The sequence below is a fragment of the Bradyrhizobium sp. RP6 genome (genome assembly GCF_003837805.1).
Classification (GTDB): domain Bacteria; phylum Pseudomonadota; class Alphaproteobacteria; order Rhizobiales; family Xanthobacteraceae; genus Bradyrhizobium.
In genome coordinates, this window is record NZ_RQIT01000001.1 from 535,022 (window position 1) to 551,794 (window position 16,773).

Genomic DNA, 16,773 nt, shown 5'->3' on the forward strand with positions numbered 1-16,773 from the left:
TCCGTCAATCCGGCCGCCGCTCCGGGCGGATCAGGAACAGCGCCGCCAGCGCCAAGAGGCTGAGTGCGGATGAGACGATCAGCACCTTGGCGCCCATGAGGTCGATCAGCAGGCCGAAGGCGAGTGGCGCCACCGCCTGCGCCATTCGCGCCGGGGCGCCGATGATGCCGAGGCGGTAGCCGAAATCCTTCGGGCCGAAGATCGACAGCGGCAGCGTGCCGCGTGCGATCGTCAAAATGCCGTTGCCGGAGCCGTGGAACAGCGCGAACGCGCTCGCCGCAGCGCCGCCGAAGATCGCAACGATCACCGCTCCTACGGGGTGGGTGAGGCAGGCGAGCCGCGTCGACCACAGCGGATGGAAGCGGCTGAGGAAGCCGGCTTCGAGCATGCGCGCCCCGACTTGCGCCGGGCCGATCAGTGCACCGGCCGCGATGGCCTCGGCAGGCGTGGCCCCCGTCGCCTCCAGGATGCGCGGGAAATGCGCGGCCATCGCGCCGGTGACGGTCCAGACCGCCGCGAAGATGAAGCCCAGCAGGATCATGGTGCGGTCCAGCGGCAAATGCGGCTTCTCGGCCGTGGCCGCGGCCTGCTTCGCGCCCTTGATCGCCGGCAGCATCAACAAATTGAGCGGCAGTCCGATCAGCACGTTGGCGGCGGCCCAGGCAAAACAGGTGTCGCGCCAGCCGATATGGGCGATGCCCCAGGCGGTGAGCGGCCAGCCGACGGTGGAGGCGAAGCCCGCCATCAGCGTGATGCCGGTGATGGGCCGGCGTGCCTCGGTGCCGTAGATGCGCCCCAAAGCTGCGAAGGCGGCGTCGTAGAGCCCCATCGCCATGCCGACGCCGAGCACGAGCCAGGCGATCGCCATCACCGCGATCGATTGCGAGAGCCCGAGGAGCACGAGGCCGGCGGCAATGATCAGGTTCGAGGCCGACAGCACCTGACGGCCGCCGACGAGATCGATCTGCCGCCCGATGCGCGGGCCGAGCATGGCCGAGATCACCAGCGCAGCCGAAAACGCGCCGAAGATCCAATTGGAGGAGACGCCGAGGTCGTGCGCCATGGGATCGGCGAGCAGCGCCGGCACATAATAGCTCGAGGCCCAGGCCAGGGTCTGCGTGGTGCCGAGCGCCAGGATGATCGGAAGCTGGCGCTGGGTCATCCGCACGGGCTTCCGATTTCGGCCGACGAAGTCATCATCGCCGACATTTGCCGTTCGCGCGGCGAGGGCGTCAACCGGCTCCGCGACATATTCGACCTGCAGGGGACGGGAGCCTGGTGCACACGTCGGGCCTGCGCCTTTCGCTCGTCACGAATGCACGCCATAATGGCGCATGCAATTGACCTCGCGCCTTGCGCTGATGAACTGGCTGACCGGCCAGGGGCTCACGGGCCTGCCCGAAAACGAGCTGCTCCGCGGCTTCTGCGAGCGCTGCTGCGCCGAGGGGCTGGAACTGTCGCGCGGGCTCGTCGTGATCGACACGCTGCATCCGATCTATGAGGGCAGGGGCTTTCGCTGGAGCGACCGGCCCAGCAACGAGAGCGATGCGTTCGAATATGGCTCGACCGCCGACGGCGACGCGGCAAAGAGCTGGCGCCGCTCGGTGTTCTTCCACATGCTCGAGAATGGCCACGACGAGATGGTGATTGATCTCGCCGATGCGCCGTCGATGGATTTCTCGCAGATCGGCGAGCTCGCCGAGAAGGGCCACAAGCACTATCTCGCCTTCGTGCACCGGTTCGGCGAGAATGGCGCGCTTGGCCTGATGGATTGCCTCTATTCGTGCTGGACCACCCGCCGCGAGAGCGGGTTCTCCGGACTGGAGCTGGAAGCGCTGCGCGATCTCGTGCCGGTGCTGGGGCTCGCGATCAAGTCGGCCCAGCAGGTCGACATCGTGCGCACGCTCGGCCGGGTCTATCTCGGTCGCGATGCCTCCGAGCAGGTGCTGCGCGGGCGCATCTCCCGCGGCGTCACCGAGCGCATCAATGCCGTGCTGTGGTATTCGGACCTGCGCGGCTCGACCGGCATCAGCGAGAGCATCGGTCCCGACGAGATCATTCCGTTCCTCAACGACTATGCGCAGACCGTGATCGACGCGATCCACCACGCCGGCGGCGACGTGCTGAAACTGATCGGCGACGGCGTGCTGGCGATGTTCTGGGGCGAGGATATGGCGGATGCGCGACGGGCCGCGCTGCGGGCCGAGCACCTGTTCCGCAAGAACGTCGCTGCGCTGAACAAGCGGCGGGCGGCGGAGGGCCGCCCGACCACGTCGGCCTATGTCGGCCTGCATGTCGGCGAGGTCTTCTACGGCAATATCGGCAGCGAGGACCGGCTTGATTTCACCGTGGTCGGTCCGACCGTCAATGAGGTCAGCCGCATCGCGTCGATGAGCCGCTCGGTCGACCGCGAACTGCTGGCCTCATCCGAGTTCTATAGTGGCCTCGATGCCGCCGGCCGCCGCTATCTCGTCTCCACCGGCCGCTATGCGCTGCGCGGCATCGGCCGCGCGCAGGATCTCTACACACTGGATCCGGAGGTCGACGCGAGCGAGCCCGTGACGGGGAGCTATGAGCGCTACCTGGCGAATTGAACTCGCGGCGACGATCTAGCTAGCATCGCGCTGCAGCTTCATCTCCCACCATGTCCGGCTGCCGGTCCAGCCCCACGGCCGGTGACAGCAGGATCACCAGGGCCTGCACGCCGAACACTGCCGCCGCCAGATAGAGGCACGCTTCCGCGCTCCAGAGGCCGCCGACGAGCGCGCCCAGCGCCGAGCCGATCGGACGGGCGCCGTAGCTCATGATGTTGATGGCGGAGACGCGTCCAAGAAGGCGCGGCGGTGTCACCGATTGGCGTAGAGTCGTGGTCGAGATGACCCACAGGATCGGACCGACGCCGAGCAGGAAGAAGCTGAGGCCGGCGAGCCAGGGCGAGGGGAGCAACACCGTCAGCGCCATCACCAGTGCGGCGACGAAGCCGGTGACGGGGCCGAGTCCGACGACCGTGCCGAAGGCCACGCGCTTCATCACACGTGTGGCGAGGAGCGCGCCGATCACCATGCCGACGCCGTACATCGTCAGCACCGTGCCGACGCCGGCGGCCGTCAAGCCCAGATGTCGTACGGCGTAGGGCACGAACACGGCGATCTGCAGGAACCAGCCGGTGTTGAAGATGAACTGGGTGATGAACACCGGCCGCAGCAGTGGATGGTGAAACACGAAGGCCGCGCCTTCGCGGATCTCCTGAAAGGGATGTCGCTGCGGCGAAGGTACGCGCGCGGGCTCGTAGATGCCGGAGAGCAGCACCACCGCGATAGCCGAGAGCCCCGCGGCAAAGCCGAACGCCGGGCCTGCGCCCCACCATCCCACCAGCGCGCCGCCGAGCGCAGGGCCGCTGGCGAAGGCGATGGTGCGCGCAAGCTCGATGCGGGCATTCGCCGCCGGCAACAGCTCCGAGCTCACGAGCGAGGGCACCAGCGCCGGCGCGGCGACGCTGTAGACGACGGTGCCGCACACGGCAGCGAATCCGAGCAGCGCCAGCAGCGGCAAGTCGAGTGCCCCCAGCACCAGCAGAAGCAAGATGGCGGCGAGCGCGGCGGCCCGCAACGCCTCGGCGCCCGCCATCAGCCGGCGCCGGGAAATGCGGTCCGCGAGCACGCCGGCGGGAATGGCGAACAGAACGAAGGGCAAGGTGAGCGCAGTCTGGAGCAGGCCGGTCCGACCTTCGGCCACCCCCAACGTCAGCACGGCAACGATGGGCGCAGCGGCGAGCGCGATCTGCTCGGCCGATTGCGCCGCGAGGTTCGACCAGGCGAGGCGGTTGAAAGTGTCAGGGAGGCGAGGGGGCGTTGACATGGCTCATATCCTGCAAAGGCGAATTGGCGCCAATGTTCGCCCTCGGCGGCCACCAGGCCCACCCGCTTCCCGACAACAGGCGGGGTCGCCCAGACTTGCGCCCGAACGGCGCGGCTAGATGCAGTTGCAAATGAGTTGCAATAAGAACGAACTTGGGTATTGTGTCGGCATGGATGCCCGATCGCCTCAACTAACCCCCGATTCCGCCGGCTGGCGTGCCGACGCGCCCACCACCAAGAGCCTCGCCGAGGTCAACGCAACGGTCGCGGTCCCGAGAGCCGGCCATTGGTCGCGGCGGCTGCTCGCGTTTGTCGGTCCGGGCTATCTCGTCTCGGTCGGCTACATGGACCCCGGCAATTGGGCGACCGACCTCGCCGGCGGGTCGAAGTTCGGCTACACGCTGCTCTCCGTCATCCTGCTCTCGAATTTGATGGCGATCCTGCTCCAGTCTCTCGCCGCGCGGCTCGGGATCGTCACCGACCGCGACCTCGCCCAGGCCTGCCGCGCCACCTATTCACCGGCGGTGAACTTCCTGCTCTGGGTGGCCTGCGAGGCGGCGATCATCGCCTGCGATCTCGCCGAGGTGATCGGCACCGCGATCGCGCTGAAACTCCTGTTCGGCATTCCCCTGATCGGCGGCGCCTTGCTCGCCGCGCTCGACGCCTTCCTGCTGCTGCTCCTCATGAATCGCGGATTCCGTTTCCTGGAAGCCTTCGTCATCGCGCTGCTGGCGGTGATCGCGGTCTGCTTCGCGATCCAGATCGTTGCTGCGGCGCCCCCGGTGGCCGAGGTTCTGCGCGGCTTCGTGCCGAAGACCGAGATCTTCACCAACTCCGACATGCTCTACATCGCGATCGGCATCATCGGCGCGACCGTGATGCCGCATAATCTCTACCTGCACTCCTCGATCGTGCAGACGCGTGCCTACGAACGCAACGACACCGGCCGGCGCGAGGCGATCAAATGGGCGACGACGGATTCCACCATCGCCCTGATGCTGGCGCTGTTCATCAACGCCGCGATCCTCGTCGTGGCCGCTGCGACCTTCCACAAGAGCGGTCATTCCGATGTCGCCGAGATCGGCCAGGCCTTCGAACTCTTGTCGCCGCTGCTCGGCCTCGGCATCGCGTCGACGCTGTTCGCGGTGGCGCTGCTCGCCTCCGGCCTGAACTCGACGGTGACGGCAACGCTCGCCGGCCAGATCGTGATGGAAGGCTTCCTCGACCTGCGCCTGCCGAGCTGGGCGCGCCGCCTGCTGACGCGCGGCATCGCCATCATTCCCGTGATCATCGTCACGGCGATCTATGGCGAGCGCGGCACGGCGGATTTGCTGGTGTTCAGCCAGGTGGTGCTGTCGATGCAGCTGCCTTTCGCGGTGATCCCGCTGGTCCGCTTCGTCTCCGACCGCCGCAAGATGGGCAAGTTCGCGATACCGAGATCGGTCGCGGCGATCGCGTGGATCGTCGCGGGCGTCATCGTGGTTTTGAACGTGAAGCTGCTGGCGGATACGCTGTTCGGGTGAGTGGTGACTTATTCGCTATTCGCTACTCACCATTCGCTCCTTCAATCCTGCGGCTCGGATGCGACGTCGCCCTGCGCGTCGATGCGCAGCCAGCCTGAGGGCGCGAGGCGCTGCTGCGGCAGGAAGCGGGCCTTGTAGTCCATCTTCTTGGAGCCTTCGATCCAGTAGCCGAGATAGACGTAAGGCAGGCCTTGCCGGCGGGCGCGCGCGATGTGGTCGAGGATCATGAAGGTGCCCATCGAGCGGCCGACCTGGCTCGGCTCGAAGAACGAATAGACCATCGACAGGCCGTCGCTGAGCACGTCGGTCAGGGCGACCGCGATCAACTCCTCGCCGCGGCCGGTGATGCCGCTGTCGGGGCCGCGCTTGCGGTACTCGATGATGCGGGTCTCGACATGGCTGTCCTCGACCATCATGGCATAGTCGAGCACGGTCATGTCGGCCATGCCGCCGTGGCGGTGGCGGGCGTCGAGATAGGCGCGGAACACCGAATATTGCTCGGAGGTGGGCACCGCGCTGCGCTGCTCGCCGATGATATCGGCGTTGCGCGCCATCACCTTCCGGAAGCTGCGGGAGGGCCGAAACTCGTTGGCGATCACACGGACCGAGACGCAGGCGCGGCACTGGTCGCAGGCCGGCCGGTACGCGATGGACTGGCTGCGGCGGAAGCCGCCATGGGTCAAGAGGTCGTTGAGGTCGCCGGCGCGGTCGCCGACGAGGTGCGTGAACACCTTGCGCTCATGCCGGCCGGGCAAATAGGGGCATGGCGAGGGCGCCGTGAGGTAAAATTGGGGGGTGTCGCGCGAGTGCTGGGTCAAGGGACGTCGTGGGCCTCCGAACTGAGCATCAGCATCGCGCTACGGAAGCCCCGGGTCAATCGGTCTGCTCGGCGGGTCGGATCACTCAGCTTAGTCGGTCCCGATTGATAGGTTCTTGATCAGTACGGCCTTGCCGCGTGAGGCACGGGGGCGCGCACGGAATTGTTGATCACGACCGTGCCCAGCACGAAATCGTGCAGCAGGCGACGGCGGCCGTTGAACAGGCCGACCAGCACCACCAGGGGCGACAGGAACGAGACCGTGACCCAGAACAGCACGGCGTGGGTGGCGCCGAGCACGAAATAACCGGGCGCGCCGTACCAAGTGCGCAATTCCAGGTCCATGACCCGCATGCCGATCGTCGCGGACGACGGACCGCCGATGCAGGCGCCGTAATAGACGATGGCCCAGATGACGGAGGCCGGCCAGGCGATCCAGAACAGGGCCCAGCCGATGCCCAGGGTGACCACGCCGAACAATGCGATGAAGACGTAGCCGAGGATCACGGGCACCGAGATCACGACCATGTCGATCAGGAACGCGAACACCCGCCGCGTCGCCACGCCGCGGAACAGTTCCGGGTGCAGGTAGGGATCGTAGGCGTGCGGCTGCACCCCGCCGTCATTGCGCCAGACGCCTGAACCGCCCGTATCATACGACATTGGTCCGTCCTCCCGAGAGGAAGCACATGAAAACCCTCGGTGCACGACATGGGAACAGGCCATCCCGATGCCAAGGGCGCGCGGGCAATAACAAGCCGAAATATTCCGGCGATTCGGGGGCGGGGGAGACCTGATGGTCGGGGGCCGACATTTGTACGACTAGCGTGTATCATAGATGGATCACGCGGTGGGTCCCTGCGTTCGCAGGGACGCCCCCAAAGATGGAGCTTGAGCTTACCCCTGCGTCCGCAACTTCTCCGCTGCCTTCGGCGCGAAATAGCTCAGCACGCCGTCGGCGCCGGCGCGCTTGAAGGCGAGCAGGCTCTCCATCATGGCTCGTTCGCCGTCGAGCCAGCCGTTGTTCGCGGCGGCCACGATCATCGCGTATTCGCCGGAGACCTGGTAGGCGAAGGTCGGCATCGCAAATGTATCCTTCACGCGGCGGACCACGTCGAGATAGGGCATGCCGGGCTTGACCATCACCATGTCGGCACCTTCGGCGATATCGAGCTCAACCTCGCGCAGCGCCTCGTCGGTGTTGGCGCTGTCCATCTGATAGGTGCGCTTGTCGCCGGTCAGCGCCTTGGCCGAGCCGATGGCGTCGCGGAACGGGCCGTAGAAGGCGGAGGCATATTTGGCTGCATAGGCCATGATCTGCACATCGAGCAGACCTGAGCGATCCAGCCCCTCGCGGATCGCGGCGACGCGGCCGTCCATCATGTCGGAGGGGGCGATGATGTCGCAGCCGGCCTCGGCCTGCACCAGCGCCTGGCGCACCAGCACGGCCACCGTCTCGTCGTTCAGGATCTTGCCGTCGGAAATCAAGCCGTCGTGGCCGTGGCTGGTGAAGGGATCGAGCGCGACGTCGCAGAGGATGCCGATCTCCGGAAACTCCTTCTTGATCGCGCGCACCGCCTGGCAGACCAGGTTGTCGGGGTTGGTGGCTTCCGAGCCTTCCTCGTCGCGTAAGGACGGGTCGGTGTAGGGAAACAGCGCGATGCAGGGGATGGTCAGCTTCATCGCGCGCTCGGCCTCGCGCACGGCCTGGTCGACGCTAAGGCGGTCGACACCCGGCATCGAGGCGACCTGCTCGCGCCTGTTGTGGCCGTCAATCAGGAAGAGCGGCCAGATCAGATCGTCGGTGGTGAGGACGTTCTCGCGCACCATGCGCCGGGCCCACTCGGCCTTGCGGTTGCGGCGCGGACGGACGGTCAGATCGAGGGCATGGGGCACCGCCGTGCTATCCCGGCGCGAAACCTCGCGCAATTCGATCGGACGTCCGTATTTGATCGCCATCACTCTTCCTCCGGCTGGAATTATTCTTATACCAGCTCGCATGGTTCCCGTCACCGCGGCTTGACCTGTCGCAAGGGATGGCAGCCGATTGATTTTGCGGGGCGAAGCAGCCAGAAGGGGCTATGTCCGAGATCTCCACCCGCGATGCGGCCCGCGACGGCGCCAATGCCAGGGACGCCGCCCGAGACAATGCCAGAGACAGCGCATTGTCGGTGGCGGCGATTTCGTCGGAGCGCACCCAGTCCGATGATAACGTCTGGACGCGCCGACTGGTGCTGTTCCTGCGGGTGATGGCGCTGCTCTCGATCCTAAAAGGCCTCTATCACTGGGCGCAGGTGACGGGTTTCGTCGGCGGCGAGGACGAGGCGTTCGAGAACCAGTCGATGGCCTGGCAGGCCGCGACCGTCTACTTCGCCGTGATCGAGCTCGTGGCCGCCGTCGGCCTCTGGCTCGCGACGCCCTGGGGCGCGGTGGTGTGGCTCACGACCGTGGTGTCGATGGCCGTGATCGAGCTGATGTTCCCCGGCATCTACGGCGGCAGCCTCGTCGTGGTCGGCGTCGAGGTCTTCATGCTTGCCGCCTATCTTGCGCTCGCCTGGATGGCCGCGCGCGAACGGCCGCCATAGCCGACGATTATTCAACGCTCACTCTGCCGTGCCCCGGACGCTGCGCAGCACGCAGTGATGCGCTGCAGAGCCGGGGCCCATCTCTCCGCGATCTCGCTTGTGGCTTTGTGAGTCCCGGATCTTCGCTTCGCTCGTCCGGGACAGGGCAGCGGCGCTTGCGGAGTTGTGCGCTCTTGGTTGACCGTTGGTTGCGTAAAATTTGACGTAAGTTTTCGCTAACCAGCCGCTTTCGCCACAGCTCTTAAGCGCGCGTTTCGAAACGGGGCGGGGCTGTTCTGGAATGCGACAACAGGGGCGGACGGAGGGTGAACAGGACCTTGCGAAGGTCAACAGAGGCTTTCGAAAAGCCCTTGTGGCACAGGCTTAATCCGCAATTCACTGTCTTAAATTCATGATCTCTTTATTCTCTTATTTAAGCCGATCTTCAAACGGCCCCCTTAAGTTGCACCTATCAGGCGGGACACAAGTTTCGTCGAATAAGTGTCGATAAAAACGACAACAGGGGAAGTGTCATGATGAAAGCCGTCGCAACTGCGGCAGATACCGCAGAGCGCGTCTCCGGCCAGCAGGGTTCGGTGCAGTCGCTCTATCTGGAAGCTTTGACTCTGGTGGAGCGGCTGCATCGCCGGCTCCTCGACGTGATCAAGGATGAATTCGATCGCCGCGGCCGTGCGGACATCAACTCGGTCCAGGCGCTCTTGCTCTACAACATCGGCGACAAGGAGCTGACCGCGGGCGAGCTGCGCACGCGCGGTTACTATCTCGGCTCCAACGTCTCCTACAATCTGAAGAAGCTCGTCGAACTCGGCTTCCTCGATCATCAGCGCTCGCGCGTTGATCGCCGCTCGGTGCGCATCCGCCTGACCCCGCAGGGCCAGGAAATCCGCCGCATCGTCGATGCGCTCTACCAGAAGCACGTCAAGACGGTGGAGCAGGTCGGCGGCATCTCCGGCGACGAGTTCGCGACCCTCAACAAGTCGCTGCACCGTCTCGAGCGGTTCTGGACCGACCAGATCCTCTATCGCCTCTGAGTTTTCTGAAGGGATCAAGGCCAAGCCGGCCCGGAACAAGACCGGCAGCCCTCCCGAACGTGCCTGACCTCCCCAAGCGCGCCGGCCCGGATTTTCCGGACCGGTGCGCCTTATGTCTTCGCACCTGCGAAAAAAAGAGCCGGCCTTGAGGAACCAGTTCCGGGCCCCGCGCTTATCTCCTTCGGATCGGAGGGATGTCGATGCTGGTCGAGCGAGGGCTTCAGGCAATGAACGTGGAACTCGTAAGCGAGGCCTACGGCATCGCCGCGAATTACCTTCGCCGCTCCGGCGCGATCCCCGACTCGCTGGTCACCGACGAGCGCCTGCTCGGGATTATCGTCAAGCTGACCCAGCACGGCGAATTCAACAGGATCAGGCTGGCCAACAAGGCGATCGCCCGGTTCCAGGCGCTGATCGAGGCCAGAGTGGTTGCCTGATCCAAACCCCCAGAATTGCGACGAACCAGAGGATGCCATGGAAGCCGCCATCGACCGCATCATGAAGACCTATGACCTGCTCGCCAACCGCACCGCCGCGGCCAGCGAGGAGGCCCGGGCCAAGGTCACGAACTACCTCAATACGTTGATGGAAGCCGGCGAGAAGGACCCTCACAGGTTGACGGTTTGCGGCCTGACCTATCTGCGCCAGCTCGACGGCAGCGTGGATCCAGTGAAGGCGGGGTATACGGGGCTGTGAGACGGCACCGGGTCCGGCCGGTGACTCTTGGCGCGAGATGAGGCCCACAGCGGCCCTGTCGAGATATTGCAGAGGGGTGGTTCCATAGAACCGCTCCCGCGCTGAAGACCTCCAATCCCACCACATCTTGCATAAATATCAGGTCCGACCCGCAACCACTTGGCCTGTTGCGGGCGATGTGGTAGATCGCGCTCGCCGCTTCCGATCGCCACACCAGACCCGCCCGTAGCCCGCCAAAAGCTGCGGCGGTGGAGATATTCGCAAGATGACCGCACCCAAAACCGCCTCCGCGCCCGATTCGTTTTTCACCGCCTCGCTCGAGCAGGCCGACCCGGAAATCGCCGCCGCCATCAAAGGCGAGCTCGGCCGGCAGCGCCATGAAGTCGAGCTGATCGCCTCCGAGAACATCGTCAGCCGGGCCGTGCTGGAAGCGCAGGGTTCGGTCATGACCAACAAATACGCGGAAGGTTATCCGGGTGCGCGCTATTACGGCGGTTGTGAATGGGTCGACGTCGCCGAGAATCTTGCGATCGATCGCGCCAAGAAGCTGTTCGGCGCCAACTTCGCCAATGTGCAGCCGAACTCCGGCAGCCAGATGAACCAGGCGGTGTTCCTGGCGCTGCTGCAGCCCGGCGACACCTTCATGGGGCTCGATCTCGCCGCCGGCGGCCATCTCACCCATGGCTCGCCCGTCAACATGAGCGGCAAGTGGTTCAAGGCCGCGCACTACACTGTGCGCCGCGAGGACCAGATCATCGACATGGATGCGGTGGCCAAGCAGGCCGAAGAGGTCAAGCCGAAGCTGATCATCGCGGGCGGCTCGGCCTATTCGCGCGCCTGGGACTTCAAGCGTTTCCGCGAGATTGCGGACAGCGTCGGGGCGTATCTCCTGGTCGACATGGCGCATTTCGCCGGGCTCGTCGCCGGCGGCGTGCACGCTTCGCCAGTGCCGTACGCGCACGTCACCACGACGACGACGCACAAATCGCTGCGCGGTCCGCGCGGCGGCCTCATGCTGTGGAATGAGGAGACGCTGACCAAGAAGCTCAACTCGGCGATCTTCCCGGGCCTGCAGGGTGGTCCCCTGATGCACGTGATCGCGGCGAAGGCGGTGGCCTTCGGCGAGGCGCTGCGTCCGGACTTCAAGGTCTACGCCAAGAACGTCGTCGAGAACGCCAAGGCCCTGGCAGAGACCTTGAAGGGCCATGGTCTCGATATCGTCTCCGGCGGCACCGACAATCATCTGATGCTGGTCGATCTCCGGCCGAAGGGCCTGAAGGGCAACGTCTCGGAGAAGGCACTGGTCCGCGCGGCCATCACCTGCAACAAGAACGGCATTCCCTTCGACCCGGAATCGCCCTTCGTCACTTCAGGGATCCGGCTCGGCACGCCGGCGGCGACCAGCCGCGGGTTCGGGGTGGCCGAATTCCAGCAGGTCGGCGGCATGATCGCCGAGGTCCTCAACGCGATCGCGCAATCCTCCGACGGCAAGGCGCCGCTGGTGGAAGCTGCGATCAAGGAACGGGTCAAGGCGCTCACCGACCGGTTCCCGATCTACCAGTAAGGCGCCGCATGATCCGCAAAAGTGGGCGCCGGTTTTCCGAAAAGATCATGCGAAAATAAAGGTCACACGGATGCGCTGCCCGAACTGCAACAGTCTGGATACGCAGGTAAAGGACTCGCGTCCGACCGAGGACTCGTCCGTGATCCGCAGGCGGCGCGTGTGCGTCGCCTGCAATTTCCGCTTCACCACCTTCGAGCGCGTGCAGCTGCGCGAGCTCACGGTGATCAAGCGCAACGGCCGGCGCGTGCCGTTCGATCGCGACAAGCTGATGCGCTCGGTGCAGATCTCGTTGCGCAAGCGGCAGGTCGAGCCGGAGCGGGTGGAGAAGATGGTCTCTACCATCGTGCGCGAGCTCGAGACCGGGGGCGAGGCCGAGATCTCCTCGGAGGTGATCGGCGAGACCGTGATGGAGCATCTGCGCACGCTGGACGACGTGGCCTACGTGCGCTTTGCCTCCGTCTACCGCAATTTCCGCGAAGCCAAGGATTTCGCCGACGTGCTCGGCGAGCTCTCCGGTGAGGAGGAAGCGCGGCTCGCCGCGATCCGCAAATGATCTTCCGCATCCTGGAAGACCAGTTCGCGCAGAAGGCCCGCGAGGCCAAGGACGCCGATCGCCGCTTCATGGAGCTGGCGCTCTCGCTGGGCAAGCGCGGGCAGGGGCGGACCTGGCCCAATCCGGCCGTGGGTGCCGTCATCGTCAAGGACGGCGTCATCGTCGGCCGCGGCTGGACGCAGCCTGGAGGGCGACCGCATGGTGAGCCCGAGGCCTTGCGGCGCGCGGGGGAGGCGGCGCGTGGCGCCACGCTCTATGTCACCTTGGAGCCATGCTCGCATTTCGGCAAGTCGCCGCCCTGCGCCGATGCGGTGATCGCAGCGGGCATCAAGCGGGTGGTGGCGGCGATCGAGGATCCAAATCCTGAGGTCGCGGGCCAGGGGCATGCGCGTCTGCGCGCTGCCGGCATCAATGTGGATGTGGGTCCTTGCGCGGCGGAGGCTGCCTTCGACCATGCCGGCCATTTCCGCCGCATCAGGGATCACCGCCCTCACGTGATCCTCAAGCTCGCGGTTTCGCCCGACGGCAAGATCGGCGCGGCCGGCGGCAATCCGCTCGCGATCACGGGCGAAGCCGCGCGCGACCGCGTGCATCTCCTCCGCGCGCACAGCGATGCGATCCTGGTCGGCATCGGAACGGTGCTGGCGGACGATCCGCTTCTCACCTGCCGCCTGCCGGGCATGATGGCGCGCTCGCCGGTGCGCGTGGTGCTCGACCAGAGCCTGCGCATTTCCGCATCGAGCCAGCTCGTGCGATCCGCGCGCGAGACGCCGCTCTGGGTGGTAGGGTCCGAGCTCGCCGAGGCTGCTGCCGCCATGCGGCTTGGTGCGGCCGGTGCGCAGATCATTCGCGTGTCGCCGAAGGGCGCGTCCGGGCTCGATCTTGCGGCCGCGCTGCACGCGCTGGCCGAGAAAGGGATCACGCGGCTGATGGTCGAGGGCGGCAGCCGTGTCGCCGCGTCCTTCGTCGCGGCCAATCTCGTCGACGAGATCTGGCTGTTCCGGGGGGCGGAAGCGGTGGGCAGTGGCGGCGTCGATGCGCTCGATGCATTGCCCCTGTCGAAAATCACGCAGTCGCCGGCCTACAAGGTTCATGCTAGCGAGACCTTCGGCAAGGATACTCTCACCATCTACGAGCGCGCCTAATGTTCACCGGCATTGTCACCGATATCGGCGAGATCGTCAGCTTCACGCCCACGGCGCAGGGGCAGCTGCATCGCCTGCGCATCGCCTGCCGCTACGATCAGAGCACGATTGCCGACGGCGCCTCAATCGCCTGCAACGGCGTCTGCCTGACGGTGGTTGCCTCGGGCGTGGAAGGCGGCAGGGGATCTGCTCAAAGGACCTGGTTCGACGTCGATACCGCCGCCGAGACGCTGGCGCTGACGACCGCCAAGCACTGGAGGGTGGGGACGAAGCTCAACCTGGAGCGCGCGCTGAAGATCGGCGATGAGCTTGGCGGACATATCGTCGCCGGCCATGCCGACGGCATCGCGACGCTTCTCAGCCGCGAGGATCTGCCCGACATGGCGCGGTTCGAGCTCTCCACCACGCGGGGGCTGGCGCGTTTCATCGCCACCAAGGGCTCGATCACGCTCGACGGCGTGTCGCTCACGGTCAATACGGTCAAGGACGTGAGCTTTTCGGTGCTGATCATCCCGCACACGCTGACGGTCACGACGATCGGCACCTGGAAGGCGGGGGACGAGGTCAATATCGAGGTCGACCTGATGGCCCGCTACGCGGCGCGGCTGACGGAGATGAAGTGACGGTGAGCAAAGATCGTCATGCGCGGGCTTGACCCGCGCATCCATCCTCTTAAGAGGGGCTAGCCCGATGGATTGCCGGGTCAAGCCCGGCAATGACAGAATAGGTTGACCATGGCAGACGCGCGGCGCGCACCCCTGAAGGACCAGACCGACATTTCCGGCGCGCGCGCGCTGGTTGTCGAGGCGCGGTTCTATGACGATCTCCAGGACGCGCTTCTGGATGGCGCGGTGACTGAACTGAAGGCGGCCGGCCTGACCCATGACGTCATCACGGTTCCCGGTGCGCTGGAAATCCCGGCGGCTGTCGCCATCGCGGTCGATGCCGCGGCGGCGAACGGCAAGCCCTATGATGCGGTGATCGCGCTCGGTTGCGTGATCCGTGGCGACACCATTCATTTCGAGATCGTGTCGCAGGAATCCTCGCGGGCGCTGATGGACCTCGCGGTGGCGCGAAAACTGCCGCTCGGCAACGGCATTCTCACCGTCAACACCGAGGCGCAGGCCTGGGCGCGGGCGCGCGCCAGCGAGCTCAACAAGGGCGGCGATGCCGCGCGCGCCGCGCTGGCGATGCTGCGCATCAAACGCCGCCTTGCGCAGGCCTGAAGCCATGGCCGACAACAGCAAGAAGCCGGCAGGCACTCCGGAGAAGAAGGCGAACCGGCGCGGTGCGGCGCGGCTCGCAGCCGTGCAGGCGCTGTACCAGATGGATATCGCCGGTGCCGGTATCAACGACATCTTCGCCGAGTTCGAGAGCCACTGGCTCGGCAACGAGGTCGAGGGCGACACTTACCTGCCGGCTGAGGCGGCGTTCTTCCGCGACGTCGTTTCGGGTGTGGTACGGGACCAGAAGAAGCTCGATCCGCTGATCGACGAGGCGTTGTCGAAGGGCTGGCCCTTGAAGCGGATCGAGGCCATCCTGCGCGCGGTGCTGCGGGCCGGGGCCTATGAGCTCCAGCAGCGCAAGGACGTGCCGGGCCGGGTGGTGGTTTCGGAATATGTCGACGTCGCCAATGCCTTCGTCGACCGCGAGGAGACCGGCATGGTCAACGCAGTGCTCGACCAGATCGGCCGCCAGTTCCGTGGCGACGAGTTCGGGCGGGGGTAATTGAGACGACTTCCGCCGTTGCCGTCACCCTGAGGTGCCGGAGCGAAGCGGAGGCCTCGAAGGGCGGCGGCGTGCCGCGCTGAGGACGCACCTTGGCCGTGCATCCTTCGAGGCTCGCAAGGGCTCGCACCTCAGGATGACGGGTCTGCTATCGTGAAACAGGACAACAGCCAGGCTTCCGCCGAAGACTCCCTCATCGCGCGCTATTTCAAGCCGCTGGCGACCGATCCCGGCGCATTCGGGCTCGTCGATGACGCCGCAGTCCTGTCGTCATCCGGCGAGGACATCGTCGTCACCACCGACGCCGTCGTTGAGGGCGTGCATTATCTTGCCGACGATCCGCCCGGGACCATCGCGCGCAAGGCGCTGCGGGTGAACCTGTCCGATCTCGCCGCCAAGGGCGCGGTGCCGGCCGGTTTCGCGCTGACGCTGGCGCTGCGCAGCCGAGAGGATGCCTGGCTCCGTCCCTTTGCGGACGCGCTGGGCGAGGACGCCAGGACATTCGCATGCCCGCTGCTCGGCGGCGATACCGTGTCGACGCCAGGGCCTCAGATGATCTCGATCACTGCCTTTGGCCGCGTGCCGCAGGGGCGGATGGTCGGGCGCACCGGTGCAAAGTCAGGGGATTGCATCCTCGTGACGGGAACGATCGGCGATGCTGCGCTCGGTCTCGACGTGCTCACCGGCGGTGCCGCTGCCGCAGCGCTCGCGTCCGATCCTGCCGCGAGGGAAGCCCTGGTCTCGCGCTATCGGGTGCCGCAGCCGCGCAACGTGCTGGCGCGGGCGGTGCGCGACCATGCGACCGCAGCAATGGACGTCTCCGATGGTCTCGCTGGCGATCTGGCCAAACTCTGTGCAGCGTCCGGGGTTTCGGCTTCGGTCGACGTGACAAGCGTGCCGCTCTCGGCGGCGGCGGCCGGCCTGCTCGCAAGCAACGTCGTTTGCGTCGAGACGCTGCTTGCGGGGGGCGATGACTACGAGGTGCTGTGCACCGTTCCGCCGGCGCAAAGCGACGCGCTGGTCGCCGCTGGGCGGGCCAGGGGCGTTGCGGTGACCGTGATCGGCAGGATCGTGCAGGGTCGTGAGCGGCCGCGCTTCCTGGACGGGCAGGGCCAGGAACTACCCTTGACGCGGCTGTCCTACAGCCACTTCTAGGAATTGCTCCAGACCGGCATCTTGGTTCTCAGCACTTGGTCCTAAATACCTGCCGAGATCGGCGCTTTCGGCCTTATCCGGCGTTGCACCCTCTATTTGATTTTGGCAAGCTCGCAACC

The 16,773-nt window shown here is 65.9% G+C and carries 18 protein-coding genes; 13 read left to right on the plus strand and 5 right to left on the minus strand.

Annotated elements, in window-relative coordinates; translation table 11 throughout:
• Nucleotides 1-4: 4 nt before the first annotated feature.
• Nucleotides 5-1,162, minus strand: a complete 1,158-nt coding sequence (locus tag EHH60_RS02935; RefSeq protein WP_124157981.1) for an MFS transporter — start codon at nt 1,160-1,162, stop codon at nt 5-7.
• A 172-nt stretch (nt 1,163-1,334) separates the two neighbouring features.
• Here EHH60_RS02935 and EHH60_RS02940 point away from each other — a divergent pair, with 172 nt between their 5' ends.
• Complete coding sequence (locus EHH60_RS02940) at nt 1,335-2,594, plus strand: adenylate/guanylate cyclase domain-containing protein (RefSeq protein ID WP_124157982.1); 1,260 nt, start codon at nt 1,335-1,337, stop codon at nt 2,592-2,594.
• A gap of 19 nt (nt 2,595-2,613) precedes the next feature.
• Here the strand turns inward: EHH60_RS02940 and EHH60_RS02945 are convergent, their stop codons facing one another.
• The gene (locus EHH60_RS02945; RefSeq protein ID WP_124157983.1) at nt 2,614-3,858 is read right to left on the minus strand and encodes an MFS transporter; all 1,245 of its coding nucleotides are present in this window, start codon (nt 3,856-3,858) and stop codon (nt 2,614-2,616) included.
• Nucleotides 3,859-4,027: 169 nt separating this feature from the next.
• Here EHH60_RS02945 and EHH60_RS02950 point away from each other — a divergent pair, with 169 nt between their 5' ends.
• Entirely contained in the window at nt 4,028-5,380 is a 1,353-nt protein-coding gene (locus EHH60_RS02950) for an Nramp family divalent metal transporter (protein WP_124157984.1), read from the plus strand.
• Between the two features lie 41 nt (nt 5,381-5,421).
• Here EHH60_RS02950 and EHH60_RS02955 read toward each other — a convergent pair whose 3' ends face one another.
• From EHH60_RS02955 to hemB, 3 genes are all read right to left on the minus strand, one after another.
• On the minus strand, nt 5,422-6,198 hold the full coding sequence (locus EHH60_RS02955; RefSeq protein WP_124157985.1) for an arginyltransferase: 777 nt from the start codon (nt 6,196-6,198) through the stop codon (nt 5,422-5,424).
• A gap of 119 nt (nt 6,199-6,317) precedes the next feature.
• Nucleotides 6,318-6,860 carry an RDD family protein gene (locus EHH60_RS02960; RefSeq protein ID WP_124157986.1) on the minus strand — a complete coding sequence of 181 codons (543 nt, stop codon included), beginning with the start codon at nt 6,858-6,860 and terminating at the stop codon, nt 6,318-6,320.
• 234 nt (nt 6,861-7,094) lie between these two features.
• Entirely contained in the window at nt 7,095-8,156 is a 1,062-nt protein-coding gene (hemB, locus tag EHH60_RS02965; protein WP_124157987.1) for a porphobilinogen synthase, read from the minus strand.
• A gap of 122 nt (nt 8,157-8,278) precedes the next feature.
• Here hemB and EHH60_RS02970 point away from each other — a divergent pair, with 122 nt between their 5' ends.
• The 11 genes from EHH60_RS02970 (at nt 8,279) to thiL (ending at nt 16,654) form a co-directional block, all read left to right on the plus strand.
• Nucleotides 8,279-8,782, plus strand: a complete 504-nt coding sequence (locus EHH60_RS02970) for a DUF6163 family protein (RefSeq protein ID WP_124157988.1) — start codon at nt 8,279-8,281, stop codon at nt 8,780-8,782.
• 512 nt (nt 8,783-9,294) lie between these two features.
• Nucleotides 9,295-9,813 (plus strand): transcriptional regulator LdtR, encoded by a 519-nt coding sequence (gene ldtR, locus EHH60_RS02975; RefSeq protein WP_124157989.1) that lies wholly within the window; start codon nt 9,295-9,297, stop codon nt 9,811-9,813.
• 200 nt (nt 9,814-10,013) lie between these two features.
• Entirely contained in the window at nt 10,014-10,250 is a 237-nt protein-coding gene (locus EHH60_RS02980; protein WP_124158337.1) for a hypothetical protein, read from the plus strand.
• A 37-nt stretch (nt 10,251-10,287) separates the two neighbouring features.
• Complete coding sequence (locus EHH60_RS02985; protein WP_124157990.1) at nt 10,288-10,509, plus strand: hypothetical protein; 222 nt, start codon at nt 10,288-10,290, stop codon at nt 10,507-10,509.
• A gap of 265 nt (nt 10,510-10,774) precedes the next feature.
• Nucleotides 10,775-12,073: a serine hydroxymethyltransferase gene (gene glyA / locus EHH60_RS02990; protein WP_124157991.1), complete on the plus strand. Its 1,299-nt coding sequence runs from the start codon at nt 10,775-10,777 to the stop codon at nt 12,071-12,073.
• 70 nt (nt 12,074-12,143) lie between these two features.
• A complete protein-coding gene (gene nrdR / locus EHH60_RS02995; RefSeq protein ID WP_011087793.1) occupies nt 12,144-12,626 on the plus strand; it encodes a transcriptional regulator NrdR in 483 nt (160 codons plus the stop codon).
• A complete protein-coding gene (gene ribD, locus EHH60_RS03000) occupies nt 12,623-13,771 on the plus strand; it encodes a bifunctional diaminohydroxyphosphoribosylaminopyrimidine deaminase/5-amino-6-(5-phosphoribosylamino)uracil reductase RibD (RefSeq protein ID WP_124157992.1) in 1,149 nt (382 codons plus the stop codon). The genes nrdR and ribD overlap by 4 nt, the downstream gene beginning before the upstream one ends.
• Nucleotides 13,771-14,394 (plus strand): riboflavin synthase, encoded by a 624-nt coding sequence (locus tag EHH60_RS03005; protein ID WP_124157993.1) that lies wholly within the window; start codon nt 13,771-13,773, stop codon nt 14,392-14,394. Before ribD ends, EHH60_RS03005 begins: the two co-directional genes overlap by 1 nt.
• Before the next feature lie 111 nt (nt 14,395-14,505).
• Entirely contained in the window at nt 14,506-14,997 is a 492-nt protein-coding gene (gene ribH, locus EHH60_RS03010) for a 6,7-dimethyl-8-ribityllumazine synthase (RefSeq protein WP_124157994.1), read from the plus strand.
• 4 nt (nt 14,998-15,001) lie between these two features.
• Nucleotides 15,002-15,499 (plus strand): transcription antitermination factor NusB, encoded by a 498-nt coding sequence (nusB, locus tag EHH60_RS03015; RefSeq protein WP_124157995.1) that lies wholly within the window; start codon nt 15,002-15,004, stop codon nt 15,497-15,499.
• A 153-nt stretch (nt 15,500-15,652) separates the two neighbouring features.
• The gene (gene thiL, locus EHH60_RS03020; protein ID WP_124157996.1) at nt 15,653-16,654 is read left to right on the plus strand and encodes a thiamine-phosphate kinase; all 1,002 of its coding nucleotides are present in this window, start codon (nt 15,653-15,655) and stop codon (nt 16,652-16,654) included.
• Nucleotides 16,655-16,773 lie beyond the last annotated feature (119 nt).